Source organism: Salmonella enterica subsp. enterica serovar Typhimurium str. LT2 (assembly GCF_000006945.2).
Lineage (GTDB): Bacteria > Pseudomonadota > Gammaproteobacteria > Enterobacterales > Enterobacteriaceae > Salmonella > Salmonella enterica.
This window is the reverse complement of record NC_003197.2, coordinates 4060753-4077996: the sequence shown is the minus strand read 5'-3', so window position 1 is coordinate 4077996 and position 17244 is coordinate 4060753. Positions and strand designations below refer to the sequence as shown.

14 protein-coding genes and 21 other annotated features are annotated in these 17244 nt (G+C 53.7%); of the genes, 13 read left to right on the top strand and 1 reads right to left on the bottom strand.

Annotated features, from left to right (window positions below; all coding sequences use genetic code 11):
• Position 1: 1 nt before the first annotated feature.
• Positions 2 to 7 (top strand) — a ribosome-binding site (putative RBS for atpA; RegulonDB:STMS1H003823).
• From atpA to glmS, 7 genes are all read left to right on the top strand, one after another.
• The gene (gene atpA, locus STM3867; RefSeq protein ID NP_462766.1) for a membrane-bound ATP synthase, F1 sector, alpha-subunit occupies positions 2 to 1550 on the top strand. Within the gene, positions 9 to 1550 belong to an annotated coding region; the region does not span the whole gene. Its footprint overlaps the feature before it by 6 nt.
• Before the next feature lie 38 nt (positions 1551 to 1588).
• Positions 1589 to 1594, top strand: a ribosome-binding site (putative RBS for atpG; RegulonDB:STMS1H003822).
• Positions 1589 to 2464 (top strand): membrane-bound ATP synthase, F1 sector, gamma-subunit gene (gene atpG, locus STM3866; RefSeq protein ID NP_462765.1). Within the gene, positions 1601 to 2464 belong to an annotated coding region; the region does not span the whole gene. It overlaps the preceding feature by 6 nt.
• 15 nt (positions 2465 to 2479) lie before the next feature.
• Positions 2480 to 2485 (top strand) — a ribosome-binding site (putative RBS for atpD; RegulonDB:STMS1H003821).
• Positions 2480 to 3873 (top strand): membrane-bound ATP synthase, F1 sector, beta-subunit gene (gene atpD, locus STM3865; RefSeq protein ID NP_462764.1). Within the gene, positions 2491 to 3873 belong to an annotated coding region; the region does not span the whole gene. Its footprint overlaps the feature before it by 6 nt.
• Positions 3874 to 3884: 11 nt before the next feature.
• Positions 3885 to 3890, top strand: a ribosome-binding site (putative RBS for atpC; RegulonDB:STMS1H003820).
• Positions 3885 to 4313, top strand: a protein-coding gene (gene atpC, locus STM3864; RefSeq protein NP_462763.1) for a membrane-bound ATP synthase, F1 sector, epsilon-subunit. Within the gene, positions 3894 to 4313 belong to an annotated coding region; the region does not span the whole gene. Its footprint overlaps the feature before it by 6 nt.
• Positions 4314 to 4536: 223 nt before the next feature.
• Positions 4537 to 4542: a ribosome-binding site (putative RBS for STM3863; RegulonDB:STMS1H003819), on the top strand.
• Positions 4537 to 5241, top strand: a protein-coding gene (locus tag STM3863) for a putative permease (protein ID NP_462762.1). Within the gene, positions 4543 to 5241 belong to an annotated coding region; the region does not span the whole gene. (Overlaps the previous feature by 6 nt.)
• Positions 5242 to 5361: 120 nt before the next feature.
• Positions 5362 to 5388: a protein binding site (putative binding site for NagC, RegulonDB: STMS1H000302), on the top strand.
• Positions 5389 to 5473: 85 nt separating this feature from the next.
• Positions 5474 to 5502 (top strand) — a protein binding site (putative binding site for NagC, RegulonDB: STMS1H000305).
• Positions 5484 to 5492 (top strand) — a -35 signal (putative -35_signal for glmU; RegulonDB:STMLTH004620). (Overlaps the previous feature by 9 nt.)
• The gene (gene glmU / locus STM3862; RefSeq protein ID NP_462761.1) for an N-acetyl glucosamine-1-phosphate uridyltransferase occupies positions 5484 to 6931 on the top strand. Within the gene, positions 5561 to 6931 belong to an annotated coding region; the region does not span the whole gene. (Overlaps the previous feature by 9 nt.)
• Positions 5503 to 5511 (top strand) — a -10 signal (putative -10_signal for glmU; RegulonDB:STMLTH004620). Its footprint overlaps the gene before it by 9 nt.
• Positions 5551 to 5556: a ribosome-binding site (putative RBS for glmU; RegulonDB:STMS1H003818), on the top strand.
• 174 nt (positions 6932 to 7105) lie before the next feature.
• Positions 7106 to 7111 (top strand) — a ribosome-binding site (putative RBS for glmS; RegulonDB:STMS1H003817).
• Positions 7106 to 8949 (top strand): L-glutamine:D-fructose-6-phosphate aminotransferase gene (gene glmS, locus STM3861; protein NP_462760.1). Within the gene, positions 7120 to 8949 belong to an annotated coding region; the region does not span the whole gene. Its footprint overlaps the feature before it by 6 nt.
• 150 nt (positions 8950 to 9099) lie before the next feature.
• Here glmS and STM3860 read toward each other — a convergent pair.
• Positions 9100 to 10857 (bottom strand): putative dipeptide/oligopeptide/nickel ABC-type transport systems, encoded by a 1758-nt coding sequence (locus STM3860; RefSeq protein NP_462759.1) that lies wholly within the window; start codon positions 10855 to 10857, stop codon positions 9100 to 9102.
• Between the two features lie 87 nt (positions 10858 to 10944).
• Positions 10945 to 10950, top strand: a ribosome-binding site (putative RBS for STM3859; RegulonDB:STMS1H003816).
• On the opposite strand from STM3860, the gene STM3859 reads away from it, so the two are divergent.
• The 6 genes from STM3859 (at position 10945) to pstB (ending at position 17244) form a co-directional block, all read left to right on the top strand.
• Positions 10945 to 11770 (top strand): putative shikimate gene (locus STM3859; RefSeq protein ID NP_462758.1). Within the gene, positions 10952 to 11770 belong to an annotated coding region; the region does not span the whole gene. It overlaps the preceding feature by 6 nt.
• 42 nt (positions 11771 to 11812) lie before the next feature.
• Positions 11813 to 11818: a ribosome-binding site (putative RBS for STM3858; RegulonDB:STMS1H003815), on the top strand.
• Positions 11813 to 13192 (top strand): putative phosphotransferase system fructose-specific component IIB gene (locus STM3858; protein ID NP_462757.1). Within the gene, positions 11819 to 13192 belong to an annotated coding region; the region does not span the whole gene. Its footprint overlaps the feature before it by 6 nt.
• A gap of 44 nt (positions 13193 to 13236) precedes the next feature.
• Positions 13237 to 13245, top strand: a -35 signal (putative -35_signal for pstS; RegulonDB:STMLTH004619).
• The gene (gene pstS, locus STM3857) for a high-affinity phosphate transporter (RefSeq protein NP_462756.1) occupies positions 13237 to 14399 on the top strand. Within the gene, positions 13359 to 14399 belong to an annotated coding region; the region does not span the whole gene. (Overlaps the previous feature by 9 nt.)
• Positions 13252 to 13270: a protein binding site (putative binding site for PhoB, RegulonDB: STMS1H000343), on the top strand. (Overlaps the previous gene by 19 nt.)
• Positions 13256 to 13264: a -10 signal (putative -10_signal for pstS; RegulonDB:STMLTH004619), on the top strand. Its footprint overlaps the feature before it by 9 nt.
• Positions 13284 to 13302, top strand: a protein binding site (putative binding site for PhoB, RegulonDB: STMS1H000338).
• Positions 13348 to 13353, top strand: a ribosome-binding site (putative RBS for pstS; RegulonDB:STMS1H003814).
• A gap of 119 nt (positions 14400 to 14518) precedes the next feature.
• Positions 14519 to 14524 (top strand) — a ribosome-binding site (putative RBS for pstC; RegulonDB:STMS1H003813).
• Positions 14519 to 15494, top strand: a protein-coding gene (gene pstC / locus STM3856; RefSeq protein NP_462755.1) for a high-affinity phosphate transporter. Within the gene, positions 14535 to 15494 belong to an annotated coding region; the region does not span the whole gene. (Overlaps the previous feature by 6 nt.)
• Positions 15480 to 15485 (top strand) — a ribosome-binding site (putative RBS for pstA; RegulonDB:STMS1H003812). (Overlaps the previous gene by 6 nt.)
• Positions 15480 to 16384, top strand: a protein-coding gene (gene pstA, locus STM3855; protein NP_462754.1) for a high-affinity phosphate transporter. Within the gene, positions 15494 to 16384 belong to an annotated coding region; the region does not span the whole gene. Before pstC ends, pstA begins: the two co-directional genes overlap by 15 nt.
• Positions 16385 to 16455: 71 nt before the next feature.
• Positions 16456 to 16461 (top strand) — a ribosome-binding site (putative RBS for pstB; RegulonDB:STMS1H003811).
• Positions 16456 to 17244 (top strand): high-affinity phosphate transporter gene (gene pstB, locus STM3854; RefSeq protein NP_462753.1). Within the gene, positions 16471 to 17244 belong to an annotated coding region; the region does not span the whole gene. It overlaps the preceding feature by 6 nt.

The following is a 17244-nucleotide window of genomic DNA, read 5'->3' as shown; positions in this document are numbered from 1 at the left end:
ACTGGAGCATGCAACTGAATTCCACCGAAATCAGCGAACTGATCAAGCAGCGCATTGCTCAGTTCAATGTGGTGAGCGAAGCTCACAACGAAGGTACTATTGTTTCTGTCAGTGACGGTGTTATCCGCATTCACGGCCTGGCCGATTGTATGCAGGGTGAAATGATCTCCCTGCCGGGTAACCGTTACGCTATCGCACTGAACCTGGAGCGCGACTCCGTGGGTGCGGTAGTCATGGGTCCATACGCTGACCTTGCCGAAGGCATGAAGGTTAAATGTACGGGTCGTATCCTGGAAGTTCCGGTTGGCCGCGGCCTGCTGGGACGTGTGGTAAACACCCTGGGTGCGCCAATTGACGGTAAAGGTCCGGTTGATAATGACGGCTTCTCTGCCGTTGAAGCGATTGCGCCGGGCGTTATCGATCGTCAGTCTGTCGATCAGCCGGTGCAGACCGGCTATAAAGCCGTTGACTCCATGATCCCAATCGGTCGTGGTCAGCGTGAACTGATCATCGGTGACCGTCAGACCGGTAAAACCGCGCTGGCTATCGACGCCATCATCAACCAGCGCGACTCCGGCATCAAATGTATCTATGTCGCTATCGGCCAGAAAGCGTCCACCATCTCTAACGTGGTGCGTAAACTGGAAGAGCACGGCGCGCTGGCTAACACCATTGTTGTGGTGGCGACCGCGTCCGAATCCGCTGCGCTGCAATATCTGGCGCCGTATGCCGGTTGCGCAATGGGCGAATACTTCCGTGACCGCGGCGAAGATGCGCTGATCATTTACGATGACCTGTCTAAACAGGCTGTTGCTTACCGTCAGATCTCCCTGCTGCTCCGTCGTCCGCCAGGACGTGAAGCATTCCCGGGCGACGTATTCTACCTCCACTCTCGTCTGCTGGAGCGTGCTGCGCGTGTTAACGCCGACTACGTCGAAGCCTTCACTAAAGGTGAAGTGAAAGGGAAAACCGGTTCACTGACTGCGCTGCCGATTATCGAAACGCAGGCAGGTGACGTTTCCGCGTTCGTTCCGACCAACGTAATTTCCATTACCGATGGTCAGATCTTCCTGGAATCTAACCTGTTTAACGCCGGTATCCGTCCTGCGGTTAACCCGGGTATCTCGGTATCCCGTGTAGGTGGCGCAGCCCAGACCAAGATCATGAAAAAACTGTCCGGTGGTATTCGTACCGCGCTGGCGCAGTATCGTGAACTGGCGGCGTTCTCTCAGTTTGCATCCGACCTTGACGATGCCACCCGTAAACAGCTTGACCACGGTCAGAAAGTGACCGAACTGCTGAAACAGAAACAGTATGCGCCGATGTCCGTCGCGCAGCAGTCTCTGGTTCTGTTCGCAGCAGAACGTGGTTATCTGGCGGATGTCGAACTGGCGAAAATCGGTAGCTTCGAAGCCGCACTGCTGGCTTACGTCGACCGTGATCACGCTCCGCTGATGCAAGAGATCAACCAGTCCGGTGGCTATAACGACGAAATCGAAGGCAAGCTGAAAGGCATCCTCGATTCCTTCAAAGCAACCCAGTCCTGGTAACGTCTGGCGGCTTGCCTTAGGGCAGGCCGTAAGGCATTGAGGAGAAGCTCATGGCCGGCGCAAAAGAGATACGTAGTAAGATCGCAAGCGTCCAGAACACGCAAAAGATCACTAAAGCGATGGAGATGGTCGCCGCTTCCAAAATGCGTAAATCGCAGGATCGCATGGCGGCCAGCCGTCCTTATGCAGAGACCATGCGCAAAGTGATTGGTCACCTTGCGAACGGTAATCTGGAATATAAGCACCCCTACCTGGAAGAGCGCGACGTTAAACGCGTGGGCTACCTGGTAGTGTCGACCGACCGTGGTTTGTGCGGTGGCTTGAACATTAACCTGTTCAAAAAGCTGCTGGCGGATATGAAGGCATGGTCCGATAAAGGCGTTCAGTGCGAACTCGCAATGATCGGCTCTAAGGGCGTGTCATTCTTTAATTCCGTAGGCGGCAACGTTGTCGCTCAGGTGACAGGTATGGGGGATAACCCTTCTCTGTCCGAACTGATCGGTCCGGTTAAAGTGATGTTGCAGGCCTACGACGAAGGCCGTCTGGACAAGCTTTACATTGTCAGCAACAAATTTATTAACACCATGTCTCAGGTGCCGACGATCACTCAACTGCTGCCGCTGCCGGCGTCAGAAGATGATGATCTGAAGCGTAAAGCCTGGGATTACCTGTATGAACCAGACCCGAAAGCGCTGCTGGATACTCTCCTGCGTCGTTATGTGGAGTCTCAGGTTTATCAGGGCGTGGTAGAAAACCTGGCCAGCGAGCAGGCCGCACGAATGGTGGCGATGAAAGCCGCAACCGATAATGGCGGCAGCCTGATTAAAGAGCTGCAGTTGGTATACAACAAAGCTCGTCAGGCCAGCATTACTCAGGAACTCACCGAGATCGTCTCGGGGGCCGCCGCGGTTTAACCAGGTTATTTCGTAGAGGATTTAAGATGGCTACTGGAAAGATTGTCCAGGTAATCGGCGCCGTGGTCGACGTCGAGTTCCCTCAGGATGCCGTACCACGCGTGTACGATGCCCTTGAGGTGCAGAATGGTAATGAGAAGCTGGTGCTGGAAGTTCAGCAGCAGCTTGGCGGCGGTATTGTGCGTACCATCGCGATGGGGTCTTCTGACGGTCTGCGTCGCGGTCTGGATGTAAAAGATCTCGAACACCCGATCGAAGTCCCGGTAGGTAAAGCTACGCTGGGTCGTATCATGAACGTCCTGGGCGAACCGGTCGACATGAAAGGCGAGATCGGCGAAGAAGAGCGTTGGGCGATTCACCGCGCAGCGCCTTCCTACGAAGAGTTGTCAAACTCTCAGGAACTGCTGGAAACCGGTATCAAAGTTATCGACCTGATGTGTCCGTTCGCGAAGGGCGGTAAAGTCGGTCTGTTCGGTGGTGCGGGTGTAGGTAAAACCGTAAACATGATGGAGCTTATCCGTAACATCGCGATCGAGCACTCCGGTTACTCAGTGTTTGCGGGCGTAGGGGAACGTACTCGTGAGGGTAACGACTTCTACCACGAAATGACCGACTCCAACGTTATCGATAAAGTATCCCTGGTGTATGGCCAGATGAACGAGCCGCCGGGAAACCGTCTGCGCGTTGCATTGACCGGTCTGACCATGGCGGAGAAATTCCGTGACGAAGGTCGTGACGTACTGCTGTTCGTCGATAACATCTATCGTTACACCCTGGCCGGTACGGAAGTATCCGCACTGCTGGGCCGTATGCCTTCCGCAGTAGGTTACCAGCCGACTCTGGCGGAAGAGATGGGCGTTCTGCAGGAACGTATCACCTCCACCAAAACCGGTTCTATCACCTCCGTACAGGCGGTATACGTACCGGCGGATGACTTGACTGACCCGTCTCCAGCCACCACCTTTGCGCACTTAGATGCAACCGTGGTACTGAGCCGTCAGATCGCATCCCTGGGTATCTACCCGGCCGTTGACCCGCTGGACTCCACCAGCCGTCAGCTGGATCCGCTGGTTGTTGGTCAGGAACACTACGACACCGCGCGTGGCGTTCAGTCCATCCTGCAGCGTTATCAGGAACTGAAAGACATCATCGCCATCCTCGGTATGGATGAACTGTCTGAAGAAGATAAACTGGTGGTAGCTCGCGCGCGTAAAATTCAGCGCTTCCTGTCCCAGCCGTTCTTCGTGGCGGAAGTATTTACCGGTTCTCCGGGCAAATACGTCTCCCTGAAAGACACCATCCGTGGCTTTAAAGGCATCATGGAAGGCGAATACGATCACCTGCCGGAGCAGGCGTTCTACATGGTCGGTTCCATCGACGAAGCCGTGGAAAAAGCCAAAAAACTTTAACGCCTTAATCGGAGGGTGATATGGCAATGACTTACCACCTGGATGTCGTCAGCGCGGAGCAACAAATGTTCTCCGGTCTGGTCGAGAAAATCCAGGTTACGGGTAGCGAAGGCGAACTGGGGATTTACCCGGGGCACGCGCCGCTACTCACCGCCATTAAGCCTGGTATGATTCGCATCGTTAAGCAGCACGGTCATGAAGAGTTTATCTATCTGTCCGGCGGCATTCTGGAAGTGCAGCCTGGCAGCGTGACCGTTCTGGCGGATACCGCGATTCGCGGTCAGGATCTCGACGAAGCGCGAGCCCTGGAAGCGAAGCGTAAAGCCGAAGAGCACATTAAGAGCTCGCACGGTGACGTGGATTACGCTCAGGCGTCTGCGGAACTGGCCAAAGCGATCGCTAAACTGCGCGTTATCGAGTTGACCAAAAAAGCGATGTAACACCGGCTTGAAAGCATAAAACCAGTCTGATTGCGGACTGGTTTTTTTTTATCCTCTCAATTTTTATTCGATAAACTAGCAACGACAAAAACAAGCGGCTGAAGGCGACGCGTTTTCAGCGACAGCGCTGTTTTCATTAAATCCTTCTTTCTGTCATTGGCATCTGCACATTGTGCGAAGAAGGGAGGAATGGATGCGTTTTTATTGCATAAAATGAGGGATTATTACTATGTCATTTCAGCCATCCTTTGCGGGTCCACAACCCGACTCAAGGATTGATCGTACTACCTTTATTCGTCGTGCTTATCTTCATCTCGCCGTCGCCATCGTCGGTTTTATCGTATTGAGCGCGGCGTGGAGTTTTATAGGGGTCGGGGAGTATGCGCTTGATGTGCTGCTGGCTGGTGGAAGATATAGCTGGTTGGTTGTTCTCGGCGCTTTTATGCTGGTGGGAATGCTGGCGACCCGTCTGGCGGATAATGCGGGGAATAATCAAACGCAACTTATCGGGCTGGGGATTTATGTGTTGGCAGAATCCCTGATTTTTGCCCCCCTGTTAACGGTGGCGGCGTATATTAACCCGTCGAGCATTGGCGCGGCGGCAATAACGACTCTGTTGCTGGTCGGCGGCCTGACGTTTACCGCTTTTTCTATAAAAAAAGACTTTTCTTTTCTGCGCTCGTTTCTGACTATGGCTGGGTTCATTGCTTTTGGCGCGATTATTGCCAGCGTCATCTGCGGCTTCTCGCTGGGCGTCTGGTTTTCTGCGCTAATGGTACTGCTGTGCGCCGGGTTTATACTTTACGATACTTCTAACATTATTCACCATTACCCTACCGATCGCCCTGCTGGCGCGGCATTACATCTGTTTGCTTCTATCGCGACCATGTTCTGGTATATTTTGCGGATTTTTATGTCGCGTAATTAAGTAAAAAATACGCGCAACGGAAAACCAGCGGCCTCTGTCGCTGGTTTTTGCTTTTCTGACTCCCCTGCGCTTTATTACGTTATCTTCTTTATTTATGGAGTAAAAAAACAGCAAAAACATCGGACTACGTTGCCAATACGCGGGTGTTTTTACTTTTCAGGAGACAAGAGGCGCGGTAATGAACGAAAATGATTCATTAGCAGGCGGGGATTTTATCCCGGTGAGCGTTTTATCCTTCTTCCATTTTACGATGAAAAAAATGTAGTATTTTCAACGTGAAACAGTATAAATTCGTTCTCAAATTACAGTCAGGACGCGTATGTTAAATAGTGCTATGAGCGTAGTGATCCTTGCCGCAGGTAAAGGCACACGCATGTATTCCGATATTCCTAAAGTGCTGCACACGCTGGCGGGTAAACCCATGGTGCAGCATGTCATTGATGCAGCTACTAAATTAGGGGCCGCACAGGTTCATCTGGTCTATGGCCACGGTGGCGAGTTGTTAAAACAGACCCTGAAAGATGACAAGCTGAACTGGGTGCTTCAGGCGGAACAGTTGGGAACAGGTCACGCAATGCAGCAGGCCGCGCCCTTCTTTAGCGACGATGAAGATATTTTAATGCTTTACGGCGACGTGCCGCTGATTTCGGTTGAAACCTTACAGCGCCTGCGCGATGCCAAACCGCAGGGTGGTATTGGGTTATTAACCGTGAAGCTGGACGATCCGAGCGGCTATGGCCGTATTACGCGTGAAAACGGTAAAGTGACCGGCATCGTTGAACATAAAGACGCCACTGATGAACAGCGTCAGATTCAGGAAATTAACACCGGTATTCTGATCGCCAACGGCGCGGACATGAAACGTTGGTTGTCTAAGCTGACTAACAATAATGCGCAGGGTGAATATTACATCACTGATATCATTGCGCTGGCTTATCAGGAAGGACGAGAAATCGCCGCGGTGCATCCGGCTCGCATCAGCGAAACGGACGGCGTGAATAACCGTCTACAGCTTTCTCGTCTGGAGCGTATTTACCAGGCCGAACAGGCGGAGAAACTGCTGTTATCCGGTGTTATGTTGCGCGATCCGGCACGTTTTGATCTTCGCGGCACCCTTCATTGTGGAATGGATGTGGAAATTGACGCTAACGTTATCATCGAAGGTTATGTAACGCTCGGTCACCGCGTGAAGATCGGCGCGGGCTGCATTATTAAAAACAGCGTTATTGGCGATGACTGCGAAATTAGCCCATACAGCGTGGTGGAAGATGCGCATCTGGAAGCGGCCTGCACCATCGGTCCGTTTGCTCGCCTGCGTCCCGGCGCGGAGCTGTTAGCGGGCGCTCACGTCGGCAATTTCGTTGAAATGAAAAAAGCGCGTCTCGGTAAAGGTTCTAAAGCCGGCCATCTGACCTACCTGGGCGATGCGGAAATTGGCGACAACGTGAATATCGGCGCGGGGACCATCACCTGTAACTATGATGGCGCGAACAAATTCAAAACGGTTATTGGCGACGATGTGTTTGTCGGCTCCGATACCCAACTGGTGGCGCCGGTTACTGTTGGTAAAGGGGCCACCATCGCCGCAGGGACTACCGTCACCCGTAATGTAGCCGACAATGAACTGGTATTAAGCCGCGTGCCGCAGGTGCATAAGCAAGGCTGGCAGCGTCCGGTGAAGAAAAAGTGATTTTGTAGGTCGGATAAGCGTCAGCGCCATCCGGCAGACCGGAGATGAGAGGATAAAATAATCCTCCGCTCCATGAGCAGTACTTATAAAAATAACCCCACTCTCTACAAGGCTCGGGGCGCCCGCAACGACGGGCATACAGGTCAGCGACAACGCATGGCGTAATGCCATAATCAGGAAATAAAACTATGTGTGGAATTGTTGGCGCTATCGCGCAGCGTGATGTAGCTGAAATCCTTCTCGAAGGTTTACGTCGTCTGGAATACCGCGGATATGACTCTGCCGGTCTGGCCGTGGTGGATGCAGAAGGTCATATGACCCGCCTGCGTCGCCTCGGTAAAGTCCAGATGCTGGCTCAGGCAGCGGAAGAACATCCTCTGCATGGCGGCACTGGTATTGCTCACACTCGCTGGGCGACGCACGGTGAACCTTCAGAAGCTAACGCGCATCCGCATGTTTCTGAACACATTGTGGTGGTGCATAACGGCATCATCGAAAACCATGAACCGCTGCGTGAAGCGTTAAAAGCGCGTGGCTATACCTTCGTTTCTGAAACCGACACCGAAGTGATTGCACACCTGGTAAACTGGGAACTGAAACAGGGCGGTACTCTGCGTGAGGCTGTTCTGCGTGCTATCCCGCAACTGCGTGGCGCATATGGTACGGTAATTATGGATACCCGTCACCCGGATACCCTACTGGCGGCACGTTCTGGTAGCCCGCTGGTGATTGGCCTGGGTATGGGCGAAAACTTTATCGCTTCTGACCAGCTGGCGCTGTTGCCAGTGACTCGTCGCTTTATCTTCCTTGAAGAGGGCGATATCGCTGAAATCACTCGCCGTTCGGTAAATATCTTCGATAACACCGGCGCGGAAGTAAAACGTCAGGATATCGAATCCAATCTGCAATATGACGCGGGCGATAAAGGTATTTACCGCCACTACATGCAGAAAGAGATCTACGAACAGCCGAACGCGATCAAAAACACCCTTACCGGGCGCATCAGCCACGGTCAGGTGGATTTAAGCGAGCTGGGACCGAACGCCGACGAACTGCTGTCGAAGGTTGAGCATATTCAGATCCTCGCCTGCGGTACGTCTTACAACTCCGGTATGGTTTCCCGTTACTGGTTTGAATCGCTGGCAGGTATTCCGTGCGACGTTGAAATCGCCTCTGAATTCCGTTATCGCAAATCTGCCGTGCGCCGTAACAGCCTGATGATCACCCTGTCACAGTCTGGCGAAACCGCAGATACCCTGGCTGGCCTGCGTCTGTCGAAAGAGCTGGGATATTTGGGCTCTCTGGCAATTTGTAACGTGCCGGGCTCTTCGCTGGTGCGTGAATCCGATCTGGCGCTGATGACCAACGCGGGTACGGAAATTGGCGTAGCATCTACCAAAGCCTTCACCACCCAGTTAACCGTGCTGTTGATGCTGGTGGCGAAACTGTCTCGCCTGAAAGGTCTGGATGCGTCCATTGAGCATGATATCGTTCATGGCCTACAGGCGCTGCCGAGCCGTATTGAGCAGATGCTGTCGCAGGACAAACGCATCGAGCTGCTTGCAGAAGATTTCTCCGACAAGCATCACGCGCTATTCCTGGGGCGTGGCGATCAATATCCGATTGCGCTCGAAGGCGCGCTGAAGCTGAAAGAGATCTCTTACATTCACGCGGAAGCCTATGCTGCAGGCGAGCTGAAACACGGGCCGTTGGCGCTGATTGACGCCGATATGCCGGTGATTGTGGTGGCGCCGAACAACGAACTGCTGGAGAAACTGAAATCCAACATCGAAGAAGTTCGCGCACGTGGCGGTCAGTTGTACGTCTTCGCCGATCAGGATGCGGGTTTCGTCAGCAACGACAACATGCACATCATCGAGATGCCGCATGTGGAAGAGGTCATTGCGCCTATCTTCTACACCGTTCCGCTGCAACTGCTGGCGTATCACGTGGCGCTGATTAAAGGCACCGACGTTGACCAGCCGCGTAACCTGGCGAAATCGGTTACCGTAGAGTAAGTACAAATGTAGTACCAGGCAGAAGGCCGTCGACAGACGGCCTTTTTTTGTGCGCTGTGACAGGCGCTGTTCTTTCTCTATGGTGGCTGAAGAGCGACTAAGAGGTGCTACGCCTGCCTGCGCTACGGGCACCCGGTCACATTCTCTTCTTTAAGGCCCTGGCTCAATCCAGGTGGATCGGAAATCAAACCACCCCAGGTTATTCAGGTGGATCCCCCTGGCCCGGTCGGGGCTTTTGAGTCGCATCCAGTGGTGAAAAAGCGGCTGTAGCCAGCCTGAACGGGTGGTTTCCCTGACCAGTTGTTCCGCGCTGATGGTTTCGGCATGCCACTGGGTTTCCCATTGGGCCAGCAGCGCATCATCCCCACCACTGATGGCGTGGCGCAGTAAAGGGGAGCCCAGTAGCCATGTACCGACGTTCCACTCTTCGGGAATGGGGAAATTGACCGTCCCCAGCCAGAGATCCACATTGGCTTTGCCATTCGCCCAGTCATCATAATTCAGCTCAACGCCCTCAAGTAAAATGCCCTGCTGGCGCATGATCTCTTGCATGATATCCAGGAGCATTGGAAATTCAGGGTGCTGATCGTGATAGGCCAGACGCAGTTTTGCGTAGGGCGACGACGAGATAAAAGGTGAACAGGCCGGGCCCGCCTCAATAGTATGAAACCAGGAGGACAGCAGGCTGCCGCCCGGTACCCAGAAGGGGCGAATTGCCTCACTCAGATGCTGGAGTATGGCGTAAGGGCTGAGTGTTTCCCGTAGCCAGCGGCGATGTTCGGCGGTATGCCAGTGCGGGGAGCGGCTGTCGCATAATAAAAAATATCCTCCACGCTCAAGAAACATCTCGCGCAGGTTGTCAGAAGGTTTGCCTGATACCTGGCTAAGCCGTCCGGAAACGTAATCCTCATCGCTCAGGCTGGAGCTGAGCCAGGCTGCCGTGTCGTTATCCGACAGCGATTCCGCCAGGTTGTCTGTCTCCGTTAAATTCGGCCAGATAAAGACCTCCACTTCATCCAGCAGCCCGCGCAGACCGAAATAGTGGTCAAAGGCCTTCATTTGTAGATGAAAGCCATTGTTTTCCACCACCTCATAAGGGCCAGTCCCCACAGGATGTGCCGGGAAATCAGCGCGTTGTGTATGGTCAGGCGGTAGGATCATGGCATCAATATGGCTGAGCAGCAGCGGCAGTCGGTTATCCGGGTGCGCCAGCGTAATTTCAAGGCTCAGCGGCCCGGTGGCCTGAATGGTCTGCAAGTGCGAGAACAACGGCAGCTTAGCGCTGCGGGTCAGTGAAGCGATAACCGCGTCGATCGTCAGCTCCTGACCATCATGCCAGAGGACGGCGGGGCGCAGATAAAAACGCCAGCGCAGTGGATCAATCTGCCGCCAGTGGTGGGCAAGATCGGCTTCGACTTCACCTTTTTCCTCATTTATGCGCGTCAGGCCGCTAAAAATCTGCCTGACCAGATGCTGCTCAGAGCGACGCAACGGTATGCCGGGGCACAGCGACGGCATTGTCCGATAATAGGGGATGCACAGCCGCTGATAGTCTGCCCGCACGCTATAGCCCAGCTTTGAACGCAGCAGTTGCGCCACCTGGTGCTTATTTTTACCCAGCAGCTGAATGGCCTGATCAATATGACCAGACTCCAGTAACTGCTCCGCCTTTTCGCTTAACAGCTGTTCTGGTTTATAGCGCAGGTGAAGCCGGGCGCGATGCCCACGTCCGGCCTGTGATTGCCAGATGAGCCACTTTGCCTCCTGCATCTGAAGCAACAGATTACGCATATGCCGTCGGGTGCAGAACAACACATCCGCCAGCTCCTGTAATGTCACGCTAACAGGCTTGTCGCCATAGTGCTGGAGTAGCTTTAAGTATTTTTGTTCAGTGTGCCGGGTTGTCATAAAAGGTGAAATTTCCCGAACGGGAATGAGCAATTTTTAATATCCCCTTTTTAGCCGATGATTTTCTCTATCGCAACTTCTATGAGGATTCATCATGACAAAGCGCATTAATAAAGACACTCAGGTCTGCATGTCCCTGGCGGCACGCCCAAGTAACTTCGGTACACGCTTTCACAACTATCTGTACGAAGCGCTGGATCTCAATTATCTCTACAAAGCTTTTTCGCCGACCGATCTTACGCAGGCCATTAGCGGCGTGCGCGGGTTGGGGATCCGTGGATGCGCGATCTCTATGCCGTTTAAAGAAGCCTGCATTCCGCTGGTGGATGAACTGGATGCTTCCGCTCAGGCCATTCACTCAGTTAATACCATTGTGAATACCAATGGCCATCTGAAGGCGTACAACACCGATTACATTGCAATAGCTCGCTTGCTGGCGAATTACAAGGTCTCTCCCGACCTGGTGTTTGCTTTGCGTGGCAGCGGTGGTATGGCAAAGGCGGTGGCCTGCGCGCTGAAGGATGCGGGGTTTACCCGTGGTTATATTGTCGCGATTGATGAAGCGTCAGGTAAACAACTGGCCGAACTCTATGGCTATGAATGGCGCCCGGATACCGACGGTATTGAAGCTGATTTGTTAATTAACGCCACGCCTATCGGAATGGCTGGCGGTAATGATGCCGACAAACTTTCTTATTCCGAACAGGAAGTGGATAAGGCGAGCGTTATCTTTGATGTGGTGGCGCTACCGCCCGTCACGCCGCTAATCCGCTACGCCCGTGAACGCGGTAAAACCGTGATTACCGGTTCCGAAGTGTTTGCTATTCAGGCCGTGGAGCAATTTGTCCTTTATACCGGGATTCGCCCGGATGACGCGCTGTTCCAGAAAGCAGCGGCCTGGTCACGCCTGTAACATTTTTTCCCGCTTTTTCTTTAAATTAAAAGAACAGGGTACCCTACTATGACTAAAAAAATTGTTGCTGTGACGGCCTGTCCGACGGGCGTCGCCCATACCTTTATGGCGGCAGAAGCGTTGGAAATTGAAGCCCGCAAGCGTGGTGACTGGATCAAGGTTGAAACCCGCGGTTCCGTCGGGGCGAAGAACACGCTGACCGCGGAAGAGATAGCGCAGGCGGATGTGGTGATTATCGCGGCGGATATTGAGCTGGATCTGTCAGGCTTTGTTGGCAAAAGACTCTATCGCACCAGTACCGGCGCGGCGCTAAAAAAGAGTGCGCAGGAAATGGATAATGCTTTCAATAGCGCCGAGGTCTATCAGGGGAGTGCCGGGCGCTCTTCTTCAGCTGGTAAAACAGAGCTACCCGGCGTTTATAAGCATTTAATGACCGGCGTATCCCATATGCTTCCTTTGGTGGTGGCGGGAGGATTGTGTATCGCACTCTCTTTTGTCTTCGGTATCCAGGCCTTCAACGAGCCGGGCACGCTGGCGGCTGCGTTATTTCAAATCGGTGGTAAGGCGGCCTTTGCGCTGATGGTGCCGGTACTGGCTGGGTTTATTGCCTTCTCAATTGCCGATCGTCCGGGTCTGGCCCCGGGGCTTATTGGCGGGATGTTGGCCAGCCTGTGCGGCGCCGGTTTCCTGGGAGGGATTGTGGCCGGTTTTCTGGCCGGTTACAGCGTACGGTTTCTGGCGCAAAATATTAAGCTACCAGCGTCAATGGAAGCGCTTAAGCCTGTGCTGGTTCTGCCGCTACTGTCTACGCTGATTACCGGCCTAATCATGATTTACGTGGTGGGTGGCCCGGTGTCTGCGGTGATGGAAGGGCTGACGACGTTCCTGGGGAATATGACCTCTACGAATGCTATCTTGCTGGGAATGTTGCTGGGCGCAATGCAAGGTTTTGACCTTGGTGGGCCGGTGAATAAAGCTGCGTATACCTTCGGCGTCGGTTTACTGGCTTCTCATTCCTATATGCCGATGGCGGCCATTATGGCGGCAGGGATGGTACCGGCATTAGGAATGGGCGTCGCAACCTGGGCGGCCAGAGCGAAATTCAATGCCGCTGAGCATGAAGCGGGTAATGCATCTTTTATTCTGGGGCTGTGCTTTATCTCTGAAGGGGCGATTCCCTTCGCCGCGCGTGACCCGATGCGCGTCATCCCTTCCACGATGGTCGGTGGCGCAATCGCCGGGGGACTGTCCATGTATTTCGGTTGTACACTGATGGCGCCACACGGTGGCCTCTTTGTCCTGGCGATCCCGCATGCGGTAGAACATGTGATGCAATATCTGCTCTCGATTGCCCTGGGCACGATTGTCTGCGGCCTGATGTACGCGCTGTTGAAACCGTCTGCGGTTGCGCAAACAGTCTAATTCATCTCCCCCTGCAGGCTGGTCTGGTGTCTCCCCGGGCCAGCTTTTTTTATTTCCATTGTCATCAAACCGTCATAATCAAGACATATAACTGTCATCAATTTGTCCTATTTTGCTCATCGTAGCAACTCAAACAACGATTTACCGAAACCGTGCAGGAGACATTATGAAAGTTATGCGTACCACTGTCGCAACTGTTGTCGCCGCGACCTTATCGATGAGCGCGTTCTCTGCCTTTGCAGCAGCAAGCCTGACAGGTGCCGGTGCAACGTTTCCTGCGCCGGTGTATGCCAAATGGGCGGATACCTACCAGAAAGAAACCGGTAACAAAGTCAATTACCAGGGGATAGGCTCTTCCGGCGGCGTGAAACAAATCACCGCGAATACCGTTGATTTTGGCGCTTCCGATGCGCCGCTGTCTGACGAAAAACTGAATCAGGAAGGCCTGTTCCAGTTCCCGACGGTGATCGGCGGCGTGGTGCTGGCGGTGAATATTCCAGGCCTCAAATCCGGCGAACTGGTGCTGGATGGTAAAACGCTGGGTGACATCTACCTCGGTAAAATCAAGAAGTGGGATGATGAAGCCATCACCAAACTGAACCCAGGCGTGAAGCTGCCTTCTCAGAACATCGCTGTGGTGCGTCGCGCTGACGGTTCCGGTACCTCCTTCGTGTTCACCAGTTACCTGGCGAAAGTCAACGACGAGTGGAAATCGAAAGTGGGCGCGGGTTCTACCGTGAACTGGCCAACCGGTCTGGGCGGTAAAGGTAACGACGGCATCGCGGCATTTGTACAGCGTCTGCCAGGCGCTATCGGCTACGTTGAATACGCTTACGCCAAGCAGAACAACCTGGCCTACACCAAATTGGTTTCTGCCGACGGCAAACCGGTAAGCCCGACGGAAGAGAGCTTCTCTAATGCGGCGAAAGGCGCAGACTGGAGCAAAACCTTCGCGCAGGATCTGACCAACCAGAAAGGTGACGATGTGTGGCCAATCACTTCCACCACGTTTATCCTGGTCCACAAAGCGCAGAAGAAACCTGAGCAGGGTGCTGAAGTGTTGAAGTTCTTCGACTGGGCCTACAAAAATGGCGCTAAGCAGGCGAATGATCTGGACTACGCCAGCCTGCCGGATAACGTTGTTGAGCAGGTTCGTGCTGCATGGAAGACCAGTATAAAAGACAGCAACGGTAAGGCGCTGTATTAATTAACGAATTGGCGGATGGCGCTACGCTTATCCGCCCTACGGTTTCGACCGCAGGCCCACGTTGTAGGCCGGATAAGCGTAGCGCCATCCGGCAGGGGCAACGTCGTAAAATGCGTTTAATGGAAAGAGTAATTTATGGCTGCAACCAAGCCTGCTTTTAACCCGCCGGGTAAAAAAGGCGACATGATTTTCAGCGCGCTGGTAAAACTGGCTGCGCTGATTGTGCTATTGATGTTGGGCGGTATTATCGTCTCATTGATCATCTCCTCCTGGCCAAGTATTCAGAAATTTGGTTTCTCATTTCTTTGGACTAAGGAATGGGACGCGCCAAACGATATCTACGGCGCTCTGGTGCCCATTTATGGCACGCTGGTGACCTCCTTTATCGCACTGCTGATCGCCGTTCCGGTCAGTTTCGGCATTGCCCTGTTTTTAACCGAGCTGGCGCCAGGCTGGCTAAAGCGTCCGCTCGGCATCGCCATTGAACTGCTGGCGGCAATTCCCAGTATCGTGTACGGCATGTGGGGGCTGTTTATCTTCGCGCCGCTGTTTGCGACGTACTTCCAGGAGCCGGTCGGCAATATTCTTTCCAACATTCCGTTTGTCGGCGCGCTGTTCTCCGGCCCGGCCTTTGGTATCGGCATTCTGGCGGCGGGCGTCATCCTCGCCATCATGATCATCCCCTACATTGCGGCGGTTATGCGCGACGTCTTCGAGCAAACACCGGTAATGATGAAAGAGTCCGCTTACGGTATCGGCTGTACTACCTGGGAAGTTATCTGGCGCATCGTGCTACCGTTCACCAAAAATGGCGTGATCGGCGGCATTATGCTGGGGCTGGGCCGTGCTCTGGGTGAAACGATGGCGGTCACTTTTATCATCGGCAACACTTACCAGCTCGACAGCGCGTCGCTGTATATGCCGGGCAACAGCATCACTTCCGCGCTGGCGAACGAATTCGCTGAGGCGGAATCGGGCCTGCACGTGGCAGCGTTGATGGAGCTGGGGCTGATCCTGTTTGTGATCACCTTTATCGTCCTGGCGGCGTCTAAGTTCATGATTATGCGTCTGGCGAAGAACGAGGGAGCACGTTAATGGCTACGCTTGATATGCAGAACACCGCGCAGCTCGCGGAATCCCGTCGCAAGATGCAGGCGCGTCGCCGCATGAAGAACCGTATCGCACTAACGCTCTCAATGGCGACGATGGCATTTGGCCTGTTCTGGCTGATCTGGATTTTGATGTCCACCATCACGCGTGGTATCGACGGGATGTCGCTGGCGCTGTTTACCGAAATGACGCCGCCGCCGAACACGGCGGGCGGCGGGCTGGCGAACGCCCTGGCGGGGAGTGGATTATTGATTCTCTGGGCTACCGTATTGGGTACGCCGCTGGGGATTATGGCCGGGATCTATCTGGCGGAATATGGCCGTAAATCCTGGCTGGCGGAAATCATTCGCTTTATTAACGACATTCTGCTTTCCGCGCCGTCAATTGTTGTGGGGCTGTTTGTTTACACCATCGTGGTGGCGCAGATGCAGCACTTCTCCGGCTGGGCAGGGGTGATTGCGCTGGCGCTGTTGCAGGTACCGATCGTTATCCGTACCACTGAAAACATGCTCAAATTGGTGCCGGATAGCCTGCGTGAAGCCGCTTATGCGCTGGGTACGCCGAAGTGGAAGATGATTTCCGCGATTACGCTGAAAGCCTCTATCTCCGGCATTATGACCGGTATCCTGCTGGCTATTGCGCGTATTGCCGGCGAAACGGCGCCATTGTTGTTTACCGCGCTCTCCAACCAGTTCTGGAGCACCGACATGATGCAGCCGATCGCCAACCTGCCGGTGACCATTTTTAAATTCGCGATGAGCCCGTTTGCCGAATGGCAACAATTAGCCTGGGCGGGCGTGCTGATTATTACCCTGTGCGTACTGCTGCTGAATATTCTGGCGCGTGTTGTTTTCGCGAAGAAAAAACACGGTTAAAGACATTGTAGGCCTGATAAGCGTAGCGCCATCAGGCATTATTTTACGGCGTGGCGGATGCGGCGCTGGATGAGGAAAAGAGTGAAATGAGTATGGTTGAAACTGCCCCGAGTAAGATTCAGGTTCGTGATTTGAACTTCTACTACGGCAAATTCCATGCCCTGAAGAACATTAATCTGGATATCGCGAAGAATCAGGTAACGGCATTTATCGGGCCATCCGGCTGCGGTAAATCAACGCTACTGCGTACCTTCAATAAAATGTATTCGCTTTATCCGGAGCAGCGCGCGGAAGGTGAAATTCTGCTGGATGGCGACAATATTCTCACCAACACCCAGGATATCGCGCTGCTGCGCGCAAAAGTGGGGATGGTATTCCAGAAGCCGACGCCGTTCCCGATGTCCATCTATGACAATATCGCCTTTGGCGTGCGTCTGTTTGAGAAGCTGTCTCGCGCCGATATGGACGAGCGCGTGCAGTGGGCGTTGACCAAAGCCGCATTATGGAACGAAACCAAAGATAAATTGCACCAGAGCGGGTACTCTCTCTCCGGTGGTCAGCAGCAGCGTCTGTGCATTGCGCGCGGTATCGCCATTCGCCCGGAAGTGCTGCTGCTGGATGAGCCATGTTCAGCTCTGGACCCGATCTCTACCGGGCGTATTGAAGAGCTGATCACCGAGCTGAAACAGGATTACACCGTGGTGATCGTGACCCACAACATGCAGCAGGCGGCACGTTGCTCCGATCATACGGCGTTTATGTACCTGGGCGAGTTGATTGAGTTCAGCAACACGGACGATCTGTTCACCAAGCCCGCGAAGAAACAAACAGAAGACTATATCACCGGTCGTTACGGTTAA